18 protein-coding genes are annotated in these 17413 nt (G+C 72.8%); 9 read left to right on the top strand and 9 right to left on the bottom strand.

Annotated features, from left to right (window positions below):
* Positions 1 to 15: 15 nt before the first annotated feature.
* Positions 16 to 663, bottom strand: a complete 648-nt coding sequence (locus ACWDY5_RS19600; protein WP_449723607.1) for a nitroreductase family protein — start codon at positions 661 to 663, stop codon at positions 16 to 18.
* A 119-nt stretch (positions 664 to 782) separates the two neighbouring features.
* Here ACWDY5_RS19600 and ACWDY5_RS19595 point away from each other — a divergent pair, with 119 nt between their 5' ends.
* Positions 783 to 1178, top strand: a complete 396-nt coding sequence (locus tag ACWDY5_RS19595; protein ID WP_449723606.1) for a hypothetical protein — start codon at positions 783 to 785, stop codon at positions 1176 to 1178.
* On the opposite strand, the gene ACWDY5_RS19590 is transcribed toward ACWDY5_RS19595, so the two are convergent.
* The 4 genes from ACWDY5_RS19590 to ACWDY5_RS19575 form a co-directional block, all read right to left on the bottom strand.
* Positions 1172 to 2326 (bottom strand): FAD-dependent oxidoreductase, encoded by a 1155-nt coding sequence (locus ACWDY5_RS19590; protein ID WP_449723605.1) that lies wholly within the window; start codon positions 2324 to 2326, stop codon positions 1172 to 1174. The two genes, ACWDY5_RS19595 and ACWDY5_RS19590, sit on opposite strands and share 7 nt — an antisense overlap.
* Positions 2327 to 2367: 41 nt before the next feature.
* Positions 2368 to 3456 carry an MAB_1171c family putative transporter gene (locus tag ACWDY5_RS19585; RefSeq protein WP_449723604.1) on the bottom strand — a complete coding sequence of 363 codons (1089 nt, stop codon included), beginning with the start codon at positions 3454 to 3456 and terminating at the stop codon, positions 2368 to 2370.
* Positions 3453 to 3920, bottom strand: coding sequence for a hypothetical protein (locus tag ACWDY5_RS19580; protein ID WP_449723713.1), 468 nt, complete (start codon positions 3918 to 3920; stop codon positions 3453 to 3455). Before ACWDY5_RS19580 ends, ACWDY5_RS19585 begins: the two co-directional genes overlap by 4 nt.
* A 145-nt stretch (positions 3921 to 4065) precedes the next feature.
* On the bottom strand, positions 4066 to 5646 hold the full coding sequence (locus tag ACWDY5_RS19575; RefSeq protein WP_449723603.1) for an FAD-dependent oxidoreductase: 1581 nt from the start codon (positions 5644 to 5646) through the stop codon (positions 4066 to 4068).
* A gap of 51 nt (positions 5647 to 5697) precedes the next feature.
* Between ACWDY5_RS19575 and ACWDY5_RS19570 the strand changes: the two genes are divergently transcribed.
* Both ACWDY5_RS19570 and ACWDY5_RS19565 read left to right on the top strand, forming a co-directional pair.
* The gene (locus ACWDY5_RS19570; RefSeq protein WP_449723602.1) at positions 5698 to 6732 is read left to right on the top strand and encodes an LLM class flavin-dependent oxidoreductase; all 1035 of its coding nucleotides are present in this window, start codon (positions 5698 to 5700) and stop codon (positions 6730 to 6732) included.
* 125 nt (positions 6733 to 6857) lie between these two features.
* Positions 6858 to 8072 carry a glycosyltransferase gene (locus ACWDY5_RS19565; protein ID WP_449723601.1) on the top strand — a complete coding sequence of 405 codons (1215 nt, stop codon included), beginning with the start codon at positions 6858 to 6860 and terminating at the stop codon, positions 8070 to 8072.
* 158 nt (positions 8073 to 8230) lie between these two features.
* On the opposite strand, the gene ACWDY5_RS19560 is transcribed toward ACWDY5_RS19565, so the two are convergent.
* Positions 8231 to 9217, bottom strand: coding sequence for a GGDEF domain-containing protein (locus ACWDY5_RS19560; RefSeq protein ID WP_449723600.1), 987 nt, complete (start codon positions 9215 to 9217; stop codon positions 8231 to 8233).
* 234 nt (positions 9218 to 9451) lie between these two features.
* On the opposite strand from ACWDY5_RS19560, the gene folP reads away from it, so the two are divergent.
* Genes folP through ACWDY5_RS19540 form a run of 4 tightly spaced genes read left to right on the top strand, consistent with a single transcriptional unit; the run spans position 9452 to position 12580 of the window.
* On the top strand, positions 9452 to 10249 hold the full coding sequence (folP, locus tag ACWDY5_RS19555) for a dihydropteroate synthase (protein ID WP_449723599.1): 798 nt from the start codon (positions 9452 to 9454) through the stop codon (positions 10247 to 10249).
* A complete protein-coding gene (locus tag ACWDY5_RS19550; protein WP_449723712.1) occupies positions 10246 to 10875 on the top strand; it encodes a nitroreductase family protein in 630 nt (209 codons plus the stop codon). The genes folP and ACWDY5_RS19550 overlap by 4 nt, the downstream gene beginning before the upstream one ends.
* A gap of 32 nt (positions 10876 to 10907) precedes the next feature.
* Positions 10908 to 11081 carry a hypothetical protein gene (locus ACWDY5_RS19545; RefSeq protein WP_283659447.1) on the top strand — a complete coding sequence of 58 codons (174 nt, stop codon included), beginning with the start codon at positions 10908 to 10910 and terminating at the stop codon, positions 11079 to 11081.
* Between the two features lie 8 nt (positions 11082 to 11089).
* Positions 11090 to 12580, top strand: coding sequence for an FGGY-family carbohydrate kinase (locus tag ACWDY5_RS19540; protein ID WP_449723598.1), 1491 nt, complete (start codon positions 11090 to 11092; stop codon positions 12578 to 12580).
* Here ACWDY5_RS19540 and ACWDY5_RS19535 read toward each other — a convergent pair.
* Positions 12562 to 12750 (bottom strand): hypothetical protein, encoded by a 189-nt coding sequence (locus ACWDY5_RS19535; protein ID WP_449723597.1) that lies wholly within the window; start codon positions 12748 to 12750, stop codon positions 12562 to 12564. The two genes, ACWDY5_RS19540 and ACWDY5_RS19535, sit on opposite strands and share 19 nt — an antisense overlap.
* Positions 12751 to 12840: 90 nt before the next feature.
* On the opposite strand from ACWDY5_RS19535, the gene ACWDY5_RS19530 reads away from it, so the two are divergent.
* A complete protein-coding gene (locus tag ACWDY5_RS19530) occupies positions 12841 to 15186 on the top strand; it encodes a penicillin acylase family protein (protein WP_449723596.1) in 2346 nt (781 codons plus the stop codon).
* Here ACWDY5_RS19530 and ACWDY5_RS19525 read toward each other — a convergent pair.
* A complete protein-coding gene (locus ACWDY5_RS19525; protein WP_449723595.1) occupies positions 15167 to 15766 on the bottom strand; it encodes a TetR/AcrR family transcriptional regulator in 600 nt (199 codons plus the stop codon). The genes ACWDY5_RS19530 and ACWDY5_RS19525 overlap by 20 nt on opposite strands.
* Positions 15763 to 16632, bottom strand: coding sequence for an FAD-dependent monooxygenase (locus ACWDY5_RS19520; RefSeq protein ID WP_449723594.1), 870 nt, complete (start codon positions 16630 to 16632; stop codon positions 15763 to 15765). The genes ACWDY5_RS19525 and ACWDY5_RS19520 overlap by 4 nt, the downstream gene beginning before the upstream one ends.
* A gap of 251 nt (positions 16633 to 16883) precedes the next feature.
* Between ACWDY5_RS19520 and ACWDY5_RS19515 the strand changes: the two genes are divergently transcribed.
* Positions 16884 to 17312, top strand: coding sequence for an SRPBCC family protein (locus ACWDY5_RS19515; protein WP_449723593.1), 429 nt, complete (start codon positions 16884 to 16886; stop codon positions 17310 to 17312).
* The last annotated feature ends 101 nt before the right edge of the window (positions 17313 to 17413 follow it).

The raw sequence follows: 17413 nt of genomic DNA, 5'->3' as shown, positions 1-17413 counted from the left end.
GGTCCAGCCGGGTGGTCACCACCGGTTGAGGTGCAGCACCTGCTCCAGTGGCTGGCGCGGCGCGGGTTTGAAGCCCTCGCCGGTGTAGTGCGCGGTCGGGATCAGCGCGGCCTGGTGCACGGTGGGCGGCAGGCCGAGCAGGTCGGCGACCTCGCGCTCGTACTTCAGGTGCAGGGTGGTCCACGCGGTGGCCAGGCCGAGGCTGCGCGCGGCCAGCATGTAGCTCCAGGCCGCGGGCAGGATTGATCCCCACAGGCCGGACTGGTTGCCGGCGGGCAGTTCGGTGCGGTCCGGGGTCTCGATGGCCGGGATGACCAGCACCGGCACCCGGCCCATGTTCTGCGCCAGGTGTTCGGAGCTGGTGCGGACCCGCTGCTGGGTGCGCTGGCGGTCCGGGTCGGGGTCCGGCTGGTTGCCCGCGGACTCCGGGGTGTCGAAGTAGGCCTCGGCCGCGCGCCGGTAGTACTCGCCGACGGCCGCGCGCTGGTCGGCGTCGGTGATCACCAGGAAGTGCCAGCGCTGGGCGTTCGAACCGCTGGGGGCTTGCAGCGCGGTGGTCAGGGCCTGGCGGATGAGGTCGAGGTCGACCGGGCGTTCCAGGTCGAGGCGGCGGCGGACGGTGCGGGTGGTGGTGAGCACCTCGTGCGCGGTGAGGTCGGTCATGGGGCCAGTATCCGGGTGCGGGTTGCCCCGGCAGCGTGCTCCCGGAGTGTGGAACGGCGGGAATAGATCATGGGGCACTAGGCTCGGCGACAGGTGTTTCCGGGGCAGGGGAGGGCATTGTGGCAACCTGGGACGAGCTGGTCAGCTACGTCCGGTCGGCCTACAAGGTGGTCGAGGAGCGGCCCGACGAGCTGCGGCTGCTGGTGCGGTTCGAGGACGACCGCAGCCAGACCGTGCTGATCGGCCGGGAGATGCTCGACCGGAAACACGAGTGGGTGCAGATCGCCTCACCGTGCGGGCAGGTTGGGCATGTGGACCTGCGGGCGCTGCTGGTGCAGGTCGGGCACAACACGGTCGCCGGCGGGGTGGTGATCATGGGGGAGCACGTGGTGCTGCGGCACACGCTGCCGCTGGAGAACCTGGACCTCAACGAGTTCACCGAGCCGCTGAGCCTGCTGGCCGCCACCGCGGACGAGCTGGAGGAGCAGTTCTCCGGCGAGGACGACGACTACTGAACCTGCCCCCACTCGATGTGGTGCTCGGTCAGCCAGGCCGAGGAGTTGCGCGGGCGCTTGGCCAGCAGGCGGGGCAGCATCAGGTCGCGGAGCAGGCGTTTCACCGGTCCCGGCGCGGCCCGGCCGCCCATCCGCGCGCTGGTCGCCACCAGGCGTTCCACCCTGGGCCGCCGGATCTCCTCGAAGCGGGCGAAGGCGGCGCGCACCGGATGGTCGCGCAGGCACTGGGCCAGCACCACCGCGTCCTCCATCGCCATGGACGCGCCGTGGCCGGCGTTGGGCGCGGCGGTGTGTGCCGCGTCGCCGATGACGATCATCGGTCCGGCCGACCAGCGGGGCAGGCTGGCCAGGTCGTAGGAGTTGCTCGGGGTGATCCGGCCGGTGGTGGCCCTGATCAGCTCGGCGATCCCGGCGCGGTCGCGGGCGTAGAACCCGGCCGTGTAGTCCTGCCAGTGCGCGGCGGAGGTCTCCCGCAGCTCGGCCCGGGTGAGCTCGGGGCCAGGCACGTTGGCGAACCACCAGGTCTCGCCGTCCGGGCTGGCCGTGCAGCCGAAGAAAGCCTTGCGGCCGTAGGTCATCCGGTACACGCCCGGCTCGGCTGGCACCGGCGCGTAGCCGCAGATGGTGCGCAGGCCGAGGAACCGTGGCGACGGTGCGGCCGGGTCGATGAGGGTGCGCGCCCTGGAGTGCACGCCGTCCGCGCCGATCAGCACGTCGCCGGTGGCGCTGCGGCCGTCGGCGAAGTGCGCGGTGACCCGGCTGTCGGGCTCGATGCTCGCCCCGGTCAGCCGGGCGCCGTGCTCGATCCGGATGTCCCGCCGGGCCGCCTCGGCGTGCAGGGCGCGGAACAACGCCGTGCGGGTGATGGTCTGCGGGCCGGGGACCAGCGGCATCGCGGCGAGGCGCTTTCCGTTGCCGTTGAAGAACTCCAGGCCGCTGGCCGGGAAGGCGTGGTCCAGCACCGCGTGCTCGGCGCCGATCGCGGCCAGCGCGTCCACCCCGTTGGGGAAGATGGACATGAACGCGCCGATGTCCGCCGCGCCGCTGGGATAGGCCTCGTAGACGGTCGCGCCGATCCCGGCCCGCCGCAACGCCATCGCCGCCACCGGACCGGCGATCCCGCCGCCGATGATGATCGCCTCGATCATCGCGCCCCCCTACGCCAACGTCAGTCAGTCACCGCTCCACGCTAGCGCCCTCCGGTGCGCAGCGCGTCCGACAGCGCGACCAACTCCCGCACATCCGCCTCCAGGCCCTCCGCACTGGGAATGGCCAGCGGGACCGCGTGCTCGGCGGCCGGGATGCCCGCCGCGTGCGCGCGCAGCGCGGCCAGCAGCTGCTCGGCCAGCGGCACCCCCTGCCGCCGCACGCCGCTGAGGTACGGGCTGATCCGCACCAGCCCGTCCCGGCACTCGATCACCCGCCGGTAGTAGCGGCGGTGGACCCCACGCAGCCCGTACAGCTCGCGCAGAGTGTTGGCGGGCAAGGAGTCCAGCGTGTCCTGCGGGAACCGCTCGTGCATGATCGTCCACAGTGGATGGAGCCGCCGGTACAGCAGCAGGTGCTGCCACCACACGCCGAGCCCGGCCAGCCGCATGCCCGCCGCCGGGTAGCACACCCCGGCCAGGAACAGCAGGATGCCCAGCAGCACCAGGGTGATCCCGGTGTCGACGAACCAGCGCGGCACGCTCCCGCCTGACCAGCGGATCAGCACCGTCGGCAGGAACACCAGGTCCGCGGCCACGATCCCGGCCAGCCCGACCGCGGCCAGCCGCAGGCCAATGGCCAGCCGGGGCTCCGCGCCGCGGGCGTAGCGCAGGGTCCAGAAGCAGGCCACGCTGAAACCGAAGACCACGTAGGCCAGCGACATCACGAAGAACACCGCGACCGAGGTCACCGACTGGTCGTTGGTGTCCACCTCGGGCGGGGTCAGCACGGCGGCCACCGCCAGCACGGTGATCCCGATGCCCAGCGGCACCAGGCACCAGCGGGCCCTGCGCCGGGCGACCTCCTCATCCAGCGCGGAGTGCAGGAAGAACGCGATCAGGCAGTTGACCGCGATCAGCAGCAGCGCGTGCTGGACGAACCGGGAGCCCATCGGCGACAGCCCGGCGAAGGTGGCGTGCGCGTTGGCCAGCTTGAGGAACGGGTAGGCCAGCGCCCAGCAGGCGACCACGCCGACGATCGCGCGCAGCCGGATGTCGTGCGGGCGGCGGGCCAGCAGGAACAGCACCCAGCCCAGCGTGAGGTAGGTGGCGACCGGGTAGATCGCGCTCACAACCAGCCTGCCCGCTCACCGGAGAGGCTGCGGCTGATCCGCTGGGCGGGCAGGCTGCTGGACTCGCCCGCGCTGATCCGCGCGGCCACCGCGGACCACTCCAGGATGATGGTGGCCACCGCCTCGGCCTCGTACTCCTGCGCGGTGTCGTAGTGGGTGCGCCGGAACAGCGCCTCCTCCGGGGTCGGCTCGTGCCCGGCCAGCAGGTGGCTCAGCTCGTGCAGGATGATGTGGTCCTGGTGCACCGTGGAGGTCTGCGCCTGGTAGTAGATGTGGTCGGCCTCGGCGCCCGCGGTCCACGCGCCGAACGGGCCGGGCACCGGGAACCGGTGCGGCGTCAGGTGAATCGGCCGCCCGCGCCGCCTGCCGACCAGGCGGCACAGCTCCCGCACGTCCAGTGGCGGCCGGATGCCCAGCTCCTCCAGCAACCGGCGACACTCCTGGCGCAACCTGCGTTCGTTCACCAGCCGTGGCACGGACGCCATGGTGCCAGCAACATCCGGCGGAGTGGAGGGCACGCCAGCATGTCTGATGTGGCGCTGCGTGACTGCCACCCGGTTGGCGGCGGCCCGGTGGTGGTCCACATGGGACGGTCACCGGCGCTGACCCTCAGCGGCCCGCGATGGCCGAGCCGGCCAGCCAGCCCCAGGTGAGCGCGGAGCCGATGGTCGCGCCCGCGGACACCGTGCCGGGGCCGATCACCGCGGCCATCGCGTTGCCCGCGGCGTACAGGCCGGGGATCGGCGCGTTGTCCCAGTCCAGCACCTGACCGTGCGCGTCGACCCTGGCGCCGCCCTTGGTGCCGACCAGGCCGGGCAGCACCGGCATGGCCACGAACGGGGGTTCGGTGAGCGGGCCGAGGTTGGGGTGCTCGGCGGTGGGGTCGCCGCCGTGGCGGTCGTAGGCGGTCTCGCCGCGGCCGAACTCCGGGTCCCGGCCCTGGCCCGCGTGCGCGTTGAAGTCCGAGACGGTGGCGGCCAGCGCGTCGGGGGAGATGCCGAGCTGCTCGGCGAGGTCGGGCAGGGTGTCGGCCTGGGCCACGTAGTCGGGCAGCGGCTGCGCCGGGTAGGCCCCGGCGAAGGGGTAGCGGGCGCGGTAGGCGGCGTCCGCGATGGCCCAGGCGGGCTGGTTGGCAGGCAGGCCGGTGGCCGGGTCGGTGCCGGCGAAGGCGAGTGCGGCGTTGTGGCTGGACTCGTTGACGAACCGCCGCCCGGCCCGGTTGACCCAGATGACGTGCGGCAGCATCCGCTCGGCCATCACCAGCTCCGGCCGCGGCGTGCCGTCCGGCCAGGCCGAGCCCTGGCTGACCGGCCAGCTCCACGCCTCGCCCAGGTGTGCCAGCGCGGCCCCGGCCTGCGCCGCCAGCCGCACCGCCGCGCCCCGGTTGACCGGCGGCGACACCGGGTGCGTGAACGGCCCGTGCAGCAGCCCGGCGGCCATGTCCGCATCGTGTTCGAACCCACCGCAGGCCAGCACCACCGCGCCCGCACCGACCTCGCCGTACGGGGTGCGCACGCCGGTGACCCCCTGCTCGGAGCGCAGCAGACCGGTGACCGGCTGACCCTTGCGCAGCCGCACACCCGCCGCCCGGCAGCCGTGCAGCAGCCCGCTGACCAGGCCCTGCCCGAGGGTGACCTGCCCGTTGGCCAGCCGGTACTCCATCAGCCCCGAGGGCAGCTCGCCGCCGCTGACCAGGCCCAGCCCGATCACCTCCTCGTTGGTCAGCACCATCGGATACGGCGGCGACCAGAACAGCTCCTCCGCCCGGCCCAGCTCACCCAGCGCCACCGGCGCGACCTCGATGTTCCGCCCGGCCGGGCGACCGCCGGGGGCCTCGGCGAAGGAGTCCGGCACGCTCATCGCGGTGAACCGGATCGGGCTGTGCTCCTCCACGAACCGGGCCATCCGCGGCGCGCCGTCCACGAACGCGGCGGCCAGCCCCGGCTCGCGTCCGGCGGTGCGGCCCAGCAGGTAGGTCAGCGCCTCGGCCCGGTCGTCGGCCATGCCCAGCTCGGCCATCCGGTGGTTGTCCGGCACCCACGCCTGCCCGCCGGAGACCGCGGTGGTGCCGCCCCAGCACGCGCTGCCCTCCAGCAGCAGCACCGAGGCCCCGCCCACGGCCGCGGCCAGCGCCGCGGAAAGCCCGGCCGCGCCGGAGCCCGCCACCACCACATCCGCCTGGTCGATCATGGCCTGCACCTGCCTGGAATCGGTTAACCCCGTCGGAACGTTGTAGGAGCCATGGAACTCGGTATCTACAGCTTCGGCGACCGCAGCCCCGACCCGGTGACGGGCGAGCAGGTCTCCGTGGCGCGCGCACTGGCCAACCAGCTGGAGCGGATCAAGCTGGCCGACGAGCTCGGCCTGTCCTTCTACGGCCTCGGCGAGCACCACCTGGACCAGTACGCGATCTCCAACCCGGCCACCGTGCTGGCCGCCGCGGCCAGCATCACCGAGCACATCACACTCAGCTCCGCGGTCACCGTGCTCAGCACCGAGGACCCGGTGCGGCTCTACCAGCAGTTCACCACCCTGGACCAGCTCAGCCAGGGCCGGGCCGAGCTGCTGGCCGGGCGCGGCTCCTTCACCGAGTCCTTCCCGCTCTTCGGCGCCGACCTCGGCGACTACGACGACCTGTTCGAGGAGAAGCTCGCGCTGCTGCTGCGCATCGACCGCGAGGACCCGCTGACCTGGTCCGGCAAGTACCGCGCGCCGCTGGAGAAGGTGCGCGTGCTGCCCCGCCCGTACCGGCGGCGGCTGCGCATCTCCATCGGCACCGGCGGCCACCCGGAGTCCTCGATCCGCGCCGGGGTGCTCGGCCTGCCCGTGGTGTACGCGGTGATCGGCGGCCAGCCGGAACGCTTCGCCCCGCTGGTGGACCTCTACCGCCAGGCAGGCGAAGCCGGCGAGCACGCGCCGGAGGACCTGCACGTCACCATGAGCGCGATCGGGTTCGTCGCGCCGCGTTCCCAGGACGCCAAGGAGATCTTCTACCCGTACTGGTTGCAGACCATGAAGTACGGGGCGCGGGCGCGCGGCTGGCCGGTGCCGACCAGGGCCGACTACGACGGCTACACCGACAACGCGAACGCGCTGTTCACCGGCAGCCCGGAAGAGGTGGCCGACCGGCTGATCAGCGTGGGCAAGCTGGTCGGGGCGAACCGGTACGCGATGCAGATGGACTGGTCGGGCGTGCCGCACCACCAGGTGATGAAGGCGATCGAGCTGCTCGGCACCGAGGTGCTGCCCCGGGTTCGGAAGGAGTTCACGAACTAGGGAATTTCCGCCCCATTGGAACTTATAGTGCAGTGGGGGACTTGTGGCAAGGCCCCGGTCCTGGTCCATGATTTCGCGCTGTGCGTGCCACTGCGCGCATTCACCTTTACCGAGGGGGCTTTGTCATGCGTGTGCTGCTGTCGACAATCGGGTCGAGGGGTGATGTCCAGCCGGTGGTGGCGCTGGCCGTGCGACTGCGCGAACTGGGTCAGGAGGTCCGGATCGCCGCGCCGCCGGACTACCGCGAGTGGATCGACTCCCTCGGGTTCCCGTTCTTCCCGGTCGAGCTCGGTCTTCACGTGCGGCCGCAGGTCAAGGCCGAGCCCGAGGCCAAGCCCGCGCCATCCACCGCTGAGCAGTGGCGGCAGATGATCGCGGCCACGGTGGCCGCCCAGTTCGAGGCGCTGCCCGATGCGGCGGCGGGCTGTGATGTCATCGTGGCCTGGTCGGCGTTGCAGATCGCGGCCCGCTCGGTGGCCGAACACCTGGGAATGCGCTACGTCTACATCGCCTACGGTCCGACCACACTGCCTTCTCCGCACCACGGTCCCGCGCCATTCGACAGCCTCGGCCAGCACCCGCCGGCCGAAGGGGCGGATTTCGGGGCACTGTGGGCGGAGAATGCGGAATTGGTCAACCAGCTCTGGCGGGAACCGTTGAACACCCACCGTGCCCGGCTCGGCCTGCCGCCGGTCACCGAGGTCCGCGACCACGTGTTCACCGACGAACCCTGGCTGGCCGCGGACCCGGTGCTGGCCCCCTGGCCGCAGCCGTCGGAGCTGAAGGTGGTGCAGACCGGAGCCTGGACCATGGCCGACGACCGGCCGCTCTCGGCCGAGGTCGAGGAGTTCCTGGCCGTTGGGGAGCCGCCGGTGTTCTTCGGCTTCGGCAGCATGGCCGCGCCGCCCGACCTGGGCCACGCCCTGCTCAAGGCAGCCAGGGCGCTCGGCCGCCGGGCGGTCATCTCCCGTGGCTGGGCCGACCTGGCCCTGACCGGCGAGCCGGACTGCCTGACCGTGGACGAGGTCAACTACCAGGCGCTGTTCCCCCGGCTGGCCGCGGTGGTGCACCACGGCGGCTCCGGCACCACCACCGCGGTCACCCAGGCCGGCACGCCGCAGGTGATCGTGCCGCAGATGTACGACCAGCACTACTTCGCCGAACGGATCCAGACCCTGGGCATCGGTTTCGCGCACGCCAGGGGAGTGCCGACCGCGGACTCTCTGATCGAGGCGCTCGGCCAGGTGCTGCGGCCGGAGGTGGCCGCGCGGGCCAAGGAGGTCGCCGGTCAAGTGCGCGCCGACGGCACCCTGGTCGCGGCTCGGCTGTTGATCGGCTAGGTCGTGTTTCCGGTGTCGCGTCGGCGAGAGTCGTGATCGGTTCGGCCGCTGGCGGCGCGGCCGGGACGGCCTCATACCGGGTGTATTCGGGCGTTCCGGGCGTGCCGCCAGCGGCCGAACTGGCGCGGCTATCGCTGGCGGGACACCGGAAACACGACCTAGCAGCCCCGGCCGATCATCTGCCGCATGATCAGGCAGACGTCGACCAGCGGCTTCTGCTCGGTGGTCGTGGTGGTCGGCGCGGGTTTGCTGGTGGTGGGCTTCTTCTTCACCGGGGCCGCCTTGCTCGCCGGGCGCGGCGGCGGGGCGGACGGCGGCGGGGCGATCACCGTGGTCACCACGATCACGGTGGTCTCCACCGAGTGCGTGGCCGGGGTGGCCGGGGCGAGCTGCGCGGCCGCCATCGCCGGTTCCTCCCGCTCCGGAGGCGGCGCGAAGGCCACGATGTAGGCGAAGGCGGCCAGCGCGGAGCCGAGGCCGACCAGCACCGGCACGTACCGCCGGACCGGCGTCACCGGTTCCGCGCGGTGCCTGGCCAGCGGCACCGGCAGCGGGGTGCGGGAGTCCTCGGCCAGCCGGATCCGGTCCCGTCCCGCCTGCTTGGCCACCTGGAGCGCGGCGTCGGCGGCCACCACGAACGCGGTCAGGTCCTCCTCCGGAGCTGGCACCCTGGCGCACACGCCGATCGAGGTGGTCACCTTGTCCAGCCGGATGATGCCGCCATCGGTGCTGGGCGCGTCCACCGCGATCGCGCGCACGCCGGTGCGGATGCGGTGCGCCACCGAGAGCGCCTCGGCCGCGTCGGTCTGGCGCAGCAGCACCAGGAACTCATCGCCGCCGTGCCCGCCGTAGCGGCCGAGCACGTCGGTCTCCCTGGTGGAGCGGCGCACCGTGTCGGCCACCGCCTTGATCACCGCGTCCCCGGCGATGTGCCCGAACCGGTCGTTGAACCGCTTGAAGTGGTCGATGTCGATCACCAGCAGGGCCAGCGAGTCCTGTTGCGCGGCGGCCTGCGCGAGTTCGGCCGGGGCCCGTTCGTCCCAGCCCCAGCGGTCCAGCAGACCGGTCAGGCGGTCAGTGGCGGCGTGGCCGCAGGAGTGGCAGGCCGGGTCCACGGGATCGGCGTTCGAACCGGGCGCGGTCATGACTGGGCCAGCCCTCCGTTTGGTGATCAGCACTCGGTGGGGTGTTTGTACCAGCTCCGGTGGGCGAGGAGATCATGCGTGAGCGGGTGAAATCACGTTCAACCGGGTGATCACTCGACTGGGTGATAGCCAGGGTGCGGATCGCGTCAGCATTGGTTGTCAGGTGCGTGTGATAGTTCTGGGCACGTGGTGGAGTTGAGCTTTCGCGGGCGCCGGGTCGCCAGGAACGGCGCCATGATCATGGCGATCATCAACCGCACCCCCGACTCCTTCTACGACGGTGGCGCCAACTTCGCCGACGAGGCCGCGATGGCCTCGGTGGCCAAGGCGGTGGCCGAGGGCGCGGACATCATCGACATCGGCGGCGTGAAGGCCGGGCCCGGCGTCGAGGTGGGGGTGGCCGAGGAGATCGCCAGGACGGTGCCGTTCGTGGTCGCGGTGCGCTCCCGGTTCCCCGAGGTGGTGATCAGCATCGACACCTGGCGGGCCGAGGTGGCCAGGGTGGCCTGCGCCGAGGGCGCGGACCTGATCAACGACACCTGGGCGGCGGCCGACCCCGCGCTGATCGAGGTGGCCGCGGAGTTCGGCGCCGGGTTCGTCTGCTCGCACACCGGCGGGCTGACGCCCCGGCACCGCCCGTTCCGGGTGCGCTTCGCCGACCTGGTCGGTGAGGTGGTCGCCGAGACCACGCAGCGGGCGGAAAGCCTGGTGCGCCAAGGCGTGCCGCGGGCGGGCATCCTGATCGACCCGACCCACGACTTCGGCAAGAACACCTGGCACGGGCTGGAGCTGTTGCGCAGGGCGGACGAGCTGGTGGGCACGGGGTGGCCGGTGCTGATGGCCCTGTCCAACAAGGACTTCGTCGGCGAGACCCTCGGTGTGCCGCTGGCCGAGCGGGTGGACGGCACGCTGGCCGCCACCGCGATCGCCGCGCACGCCGGGGCCGCGGTGTTCCGGGCGCACCAGGTCGCCCGCACCCGGACGGTGCTCGACACCGTCGCTACGCTGCTGGCGTGTCCACCCTCGACCTGACCCCAGACGAGCTGCTGACCACCACCCGCTCGGTCCGCAAACGCCTCGACCTGCACCGCCCGGTGCCGCGCGAGCTGATCGAGGAGTGCCTGGAGATCGCGTTGCAGGCGCCCTCGGGCAGCAACCGGCAGAGCTGGCACTGGCTGGTGGTCACCGACCGGGCACAGCGGACCGCGATCGGCGAGTTCTACCGGCGCGCGGTGGCCGAGTACCTGGACTCCAGCGGCGCGGCGGGCAAGCTGTTCGCCGAGGATCCGGCGCGGGCCAAGGTGCAGTCCAAGGTGGGCAGCAGCGTGGCCTACCTGGGCGAGAAGATGGGCGAGGTGCCGGTGCTGGTCATCCCGTGCCTGCGCGCGCCGAAGCTGCCGGAGGGCAACCAGGCCGGGCTGTGGGGCTCGATCCTGCCCGCGGCCTGGAGCTACATGCTGGCCGCCCGCGCCAGGGGCCTGGGCACCGCGTGGACCACCCTGCACCTGGCGTTCGAAACCGACATCGCCGGGCTGCTCGGGCTGCCGGCGGACGTCCGTCAGGCCGCCCTTATTCCCACCGCCTACGCTGTCGGCACGGACTTCCGGCGCGCCGCGCGCCAGCCGTTGTCCGACGTGCTGCATTTCGACCGTTGGTGAGCGATTTCTTCCAAGAGTTCGGGGACCAAGACGTGGCAAGTGAGTTCGAGACGAACATCCACCAGCGGGTGGCGCAGGCCCAGGAGGCGGTCCGCGCGGCCCGTGCCGAGGGCGACGAGCACCGCGCCGACCTGCATGAAGCCGATCTGAACAACCTCAAGCGGCTGGCCGGTGAGCACGGGGTCGACCTGACCAAGGACGCCTGACCGGCGCGGTGGCGGACCAGGGACTGCTGCTCGGGATCGACATCGGGACCGCCAGCAGCAAGGGTGTGCTGACCCGGCGGGACGGCACCGTGCTGGCCACCGCGACCAGGGCGCACCAGACCTCCACCCCACGGCCGGGCTGGTTCGAGCACGATGCGGACGCGGTGTGGTGGGCCGATTTCCGGGCGCTGGCCAGGGAACTGGCCCAAGCCGGGCCGGTGACCGCGGTCGCGGTCAGCGGGATCGGCCCCTGCTACCTGCCGGCCGACGGCGCGGGCAGGCCGCTGCGCCCGGCGATCCTCTACGGCGTGGACACCAGGGCGACCGAGCAGATCAGCGCGCTCACCGCCGAGCTGGGCGCGGCGCCGATCCTGGCCCGCGGCGGCACCGCGCTGTCCAGCCAGGCGGTCGGACCCAAGATCCGCTGGGTGGCCGAGCAGGAGCCGGAGACGCACCGCCGGACCGAGCTGTGGTTCATGGCCAGCTCCTACCTGGTGCACCGGCTCACCGGCCGGTTCGTGCTCGACCACCACTCGGCCAGCCAGTGCGATCCGCTCTACGACCTGCACGCCGCGGACTGGGCGCGGGACTGGGCGGAGCGGGTCGCGCCCGGCCTGTCACTGCCGGAGCTGTTGTGGCCCACCGAGATCGCCGGTGTGATCACTGAAGCGGCGGCGCGGGAGACCGGGCTGCCACCGGGGATCCCGGTCACCGCGGGCACGGTGGACGCCTGGGCCGAGGCGACCAGTGCCGGCGTCAGCGCGCCCGGCGACACCATGATCATGTACGGCAGCACCATGTTCCTGATCCAGGTGCCGGCCGATCCCGTGCCCGCGCCGGAGCTGTGGACCACCAGGGGCGTGTTCCCCGGCACCTACAGCCTGGCCGCCGGGATGGCCACCGCCGGCTCGATCACCGACTGGCTTCGCGGCCTGCTCGGCGGCGAGGTCAGCACCCTGCTCGATGAGGCGGCGCGGGTGCCCGCGGGCAGCAACGGCTTGCTGGTGCTGCCCTACTTCGCCGGGGAACGCACGCCGATCTTCGACCCGGACGCCCGCGGCATCATCGCCGGGCTCACCCTGCGGCACGGCCGCGCCGAGCTGTACCGGGCCGCGCTGGAAGGCGTGGCGCACGGCGTCCGGCACAACCTGGAAGCCATGGCCGCCGCGGGTGGGCGGGCGGAGCGGCTGGTCGCGGTGGGCGGCGGCGCGCAGGGGTCGCTGTGGACCCAGATCGTCAGCGACGTCACCGGGCGCGCGCAGGAAGTCCCCCGGCACACCATGGGCGCCTGCCTCGGCAACGCCATGCTGGCCGCCGGGGCGCTCGGCGAGCCGGTGGACGCGCGGCGGTGGAACCCGGTGGCCGCCACGGTCGAGCCCGACCCAGCGCGGGTTGAGGTGTACGCGGACAGCCACCGGCACTACCGCGCGCTGTATCCGTCCACTGTGGACACAGCGCACTTCCTGGCGCGGCAGCAGCGTCAGTCCGGCGGTTCCTGAGTCGGTCCCTTGCCGAACTGCTGCCGGTACTCGTCCACCTGCTGCGGGGTCGGGTCCGGGCCGACGGCCTCGGCGAAGTCCTCCGGATCCTCGAAGTCGGCGGCGTGCGGATCGTCGGGATCGGGTTCCCGCTCCGGCGGTAGCTCGGCGAAGGCCTGCGGTTCGGTCATGGGTGCCGGATTCCCGGGACCAACGGGTATTACACCGCGCCGCCGGATGCGGAAAGGTGTCTGGAGACGGTGACGAGGAAGGGGCGGACGATGAGACGGTTCCTGCTGGTGGCGCTCGTGCTGGTCAGTGTCGGCGCTGGTCTGACGCCCGCGACGGCCGCGCCCGCGCTCGACGTGCACCGCATCCCCGGCGTCAAGGGGCCGGTGCGGGTGGTCACCGACACCTGGGGCGTGCCGCACGTCTTCGCCACCCATCAGGATGACGCTTTCCTGGCCCAGGGCTTCCTGGCCGCCAGGGACCGGCTGTTCCAGATCGACCTGTGGCGGCGGCGCGGCCTCGGGCAGCTCGCCGAGGTGCTCGGCCCGGACTACGTCGAACAGGACCGCGCCACCCGGCTGTTCCTCTACCGCGGCGACCTGGACCGGGAGTGGGCGGCCTACGGCGAGCGGGCCCGCGGCATCGCCACCCGGTTCACCCAGGGCATCAACGCCTACCTGGACCACCTGGCCCGCACCCCGGCCGCGCTGCCGGAGGAGTTCCGCCGCCTCGGCTACCGGCCGGCCAGGTGGTCGCCGGAGGATGTGGTGCGCATCCGCAGCCACGGCCTGACCGGCAACCTCACCGACGAGGTGACCAGGGCCAAGATCGCCTGCGCGGCCGGTGCGGAGACCGACAAGCTGCGGCAGCGGTTGCAGCCCGACCGGCCGATCCAGTCCCCCGGCGGGCTGGACCCGTGCGTGGTCCCGGCCGACGTGCTGCGGGTGTTCACCCTGGCCACCCAGCAGGTCAGCTTCACCGGCGGCGCGGTGGTCGCCACGCCGAGGGAGGAGGTCAGCGAGGGCAGCAACAACTGGGCGGTCGCACCCAGCCGCACCGGCACCGGCCGCGCCCAGCTGGCCAACGACCCGCACCGCGCCTACGCCGCGCCCTCGCTGCGCTACCTCAGCCACCTGTCCGCGCCCGGCCTCGACGTGATCGGCGCGAACGAGCCCGCGCTGCCCGGCGTCTCCATCGGGCACAACGGCCGGATCGCCTTCGGACTGACCATCTTCCGGATGGACCAGGAGGACCTCTACGTCTACCAGCTCGACCCGGCCGATCCCGGCCGCTACCGGTACCGGGATGGCTGGGAGCCGATCAAGGTGCTGCGCGAGAAGATCGCGGTGGCCGGCCGGGAACCGGTGGCGGTGGAGCTGCCGTTCACCCGGCACGGACCGGTGCTGGCCAGCGGGAACGGGCACGCCTTCGCGGTCCGCTCGGCCTGGCTGGAACCCGGCATGGCGCCCTACTTCGGCAGCGTGCGGTACATGTACGAGCAGGACTTCGCCGGGTTCAAGGCGGCCATGCGCAACTGGGGCGCGCCAACGGAGAACCAGGTCTACGCCGACACCAGCGGCAACATCGGCTGGGTGCCGGGCGGGCTGTCGCCCAAGCGCTCCGGCTACGACGGCCTGCTGCCCGCGCCCGGCGACGGCCGGTTCGAGTGGACCGGTTTCCACACCGGCGACGACCTGCCGCACGCCTACAACCCGGCTCAGGGCTACGTGGCCACGGCCAACCAGTACAACCTGCCGCCGGGCTTCCCGCACCCGATCGGGTTCGAGTGGGGCCTGCCGTACCGGCACGACCGGATCACCGAGGTGCTCAACGCGGACCAGCGGTTCACCGCGACCGACGCCCAGCGCCTGCAGAACGACCAGCTGTCCATCCCGGCCCGCGAGCTGACCAAGGTGCTGGCCACCGTGCCGGCCGCGGATCCGTTGTCCGGCAAGGCGTTGGCGCTGCTGCGCGGCTGGGACGCGGTGCTGGCGGCGGAGTCCGGGAGGGCCGCGCTGTTCGAGCTGTGGCTGACCCGGCACCTCAGCCCGGCCTTCGTCCAGACCGTGGCCCCCGCCGCCGCGCCGCTGATCGCCGTCCCCGACACCCGCAACCTGCTGGAAGCCATGGCCCGCCCGGAGAAGTGGTTCGGCGCGGACCCGGTGGCCAAGCGGGACAAGCTCATCACCGGCACCCTGGCCGCCGCATGGCGCGAGCTGGAGACGTTGCTCGGCCCGGACCCGGCCGCCTGGCAGTGGGGCCGGTTGCAGCACACGCTGTTCCAGCACCCGCTGAGCCCCACGCTGTCCCCGGCGGAGCGGGCCCGCTTCGACGTCGGCCCGTTCCCGCGCGGCGGCTCCAAGGACACGGTGAACCAGTCCTCCTACCGCCGCACCGACTTCCGCCAGACCAGCGGCGCCTCGTTCCGGATGGTCCTGGACGTGGGCAACTGGGACGCCGCCCGCGCGATCAACACTCCCGGCCAGTCCGGCGTGCAGGCGAACCGGCACTACCGGGACCTGGCCGGGAAGTGGCGGGACGGCGAGTACTTCCCGCTGCTCTACAGCCGTGCCGCGGTGGAGCGGCACGCCGACCGGATCACCCTGCTGCTGCCCTGACCACCGGCACGCCCAGCGCGGCGAAACACTCGTCCACCAGCGTCACCAGCTCCGGCTCGCCGTCCCGGGCGACCCAGGCGGTGACCGCGGTGGTCAGCGCGGCCACCGCGGCCGCGGCCTGGGCCCTGGTGGCCAGGTCGGGCTCGGCCAGTCCGGCGCGGGTGGCCAGGGTGGTGGCGAACAGGTCGGTGGTGGCCTCTACGTTGAGGTAGTTGCGGGCGCGCAGGGCCGGGGTGGCCATGACCAGCTTGGTGCGGATCAGCACGGTCTCCCGGTCCTGCGGCAGTATCCGGGCCAGTCCGGCGCGCACCGCCCGGTGCACCGCGGTCAGCGGCGGCTCCTCGGGCGGGCGCTCGGTGAGCAGCGTGGTCAGCATCGGGTCGTAGTCGTCGACCTCGACCACGTCCTCCTTGCGCGGGAAGTGCCGGAAGAAGGTCATGTGCGAGACCCCGGCGGCGGCCGCGATCTCTTCGACGGTGGTCGCCTCGAAGCCCTTGGCCATGATCAGCCGCAGCGCGTGTTCCTGGATCGCGCGCCGGGTGTCCGCCTTCTTCCGGGCCCGCCAGTCGGTCTCGCTCACCGGCCCAGTATCGGCGCTGTTGCGACCACCCGCCCCAGGACCCTGGTCAGCCAGCGCCGCAGCCCTTCGAGGTGGCGGCCGTGCCAGGCGAGGTGGCCGTCCGGGCGGACCAGTGCCAGCTCGGTGCGCGGCCAGCGCAGGTCGGTCACGCTCTCGCCCAGCCAGGGGCGGATGAGCGGGGACTGGTTGGCGAAGGCGGACAGCAGCGCCCAGTGGCCGCCGAGCTCGGCATGCAGCCGGGTGGGGGACCCGTCGGCGCGGTGGCAGGCCAGGTCCGGCACCCGGTCGCCGGCGCGGCCAAGCGCGCCGCCGGTGCCGGAGCGCGACCCGGCCAGCGGGCCGCGCCGGTAGGACACCGGCCCCGGTCCGGCCAGCAGCCGCCGCGGCCTGGCCGCCAGCCGCCGTTCGGCCTCGTAGGTCTCCAGCAGCTGCTCGGCCGCGCGCCCGAGCACCACGGCGGCCAGCTTCCAGCCCAGGTTCTCCGCGTCCCCGATCCCGGCCCCGGCCTGGCCGTGCGCCGCGCTCCCGGCCAGCAGCACCCGCCCGCACCGGTAGGCCGGCCGCCGGACCGCCGTGCGCACGGTGCCGTGCGCGCCGTCGCACCCGGCCACCCAGCCCGCGCGCAGGACCTCCGCGCCCGCCCGCACCACCACGATGTCCCCGTCCGGCGCGACCTCGGTGACCTGCCGGCCCCACTCGACCGCGACGCCAAGGTCGGCCAGCCGCTCGGTCAGCGCGTGCACACCGCTCGCCGGTCCGGGCGCGGCGTCCACCACCCGCACGCCCACCCCGGCCGCGCGCAACGCGCAAGCCAGCGTCAGGCCCGTCGGTCCGGCCCCCACCACCAGCACAGAGGTGAATGCCACCACGCCTCCCAGTGTTAGCCACTAACACGTTAGCAGCTAACACTGGGCGGAGTGGATCAGTGGTGGGCCGCCAGGATGAGCTCGGCGGCGTCCTGGGGGAGCGGGAAGCCCTCGGCGACCGTCGCCGGAGTGCAGCAGCTCCGCGTGGCCCGAACTTGCCCCCGGTGATCGGTCCGCGTACTTCCGGACCCGCTTCCGCCGCGCGGCAATTTGGCAAGACTCCCCGCGCAACTCCGACTACCTTGGTCCGGATGACGGCTACGCGGCACCTGACCGGACAGTTCCCGCTCCCGCTGCCCCCGGCCGCGGCCTTCCCGCTGTTCACCGCGCGCGGTGAGGAACGCTGGGTGCCCGGCTGGCAGCCCCGGTTCCCGGTGTCCACAGTGGATGACACCGAGCCCGGCACCGTGTTCGAGACCACTGTGGACGGTGAGACCACCACCTGGATCGTGCTGGACCGGCAGCCGGACCGCCGGATCAGCTACGCCAGGGTCACGCCTGGCTCGCGGGCGGGCACGGTCACGGTTGAGGTCGAGCCGAACGGCACCGGCTCCATGGTCACGGTCAGCTACCGGCTCACTCCGCTGAGTCCGGAGGGCGAGCGGGCACTGGCCGAGTTCGCGGCGGAGTACCCAGAGTTCCTGCGTTCCTGGGAGACGCTCATCAAGGCCATGAGTTAGTGAGGCCCGCGTCCTGTGGATCTCGCGCGCGATCGCCGGGCCCAGCCCGTCCCTGGCGGTGCCGCCGCAACGGCCACGTACAACCCGGTACGAGGCCGTTG

Source organism: Crossiella sp. NPDC003009 (assembly GCF_053591555.1).
Note: the sequence above shows the minus strand (reverse complement) of the source record. Positions and strands in the feature narration are given on the sequence as shown.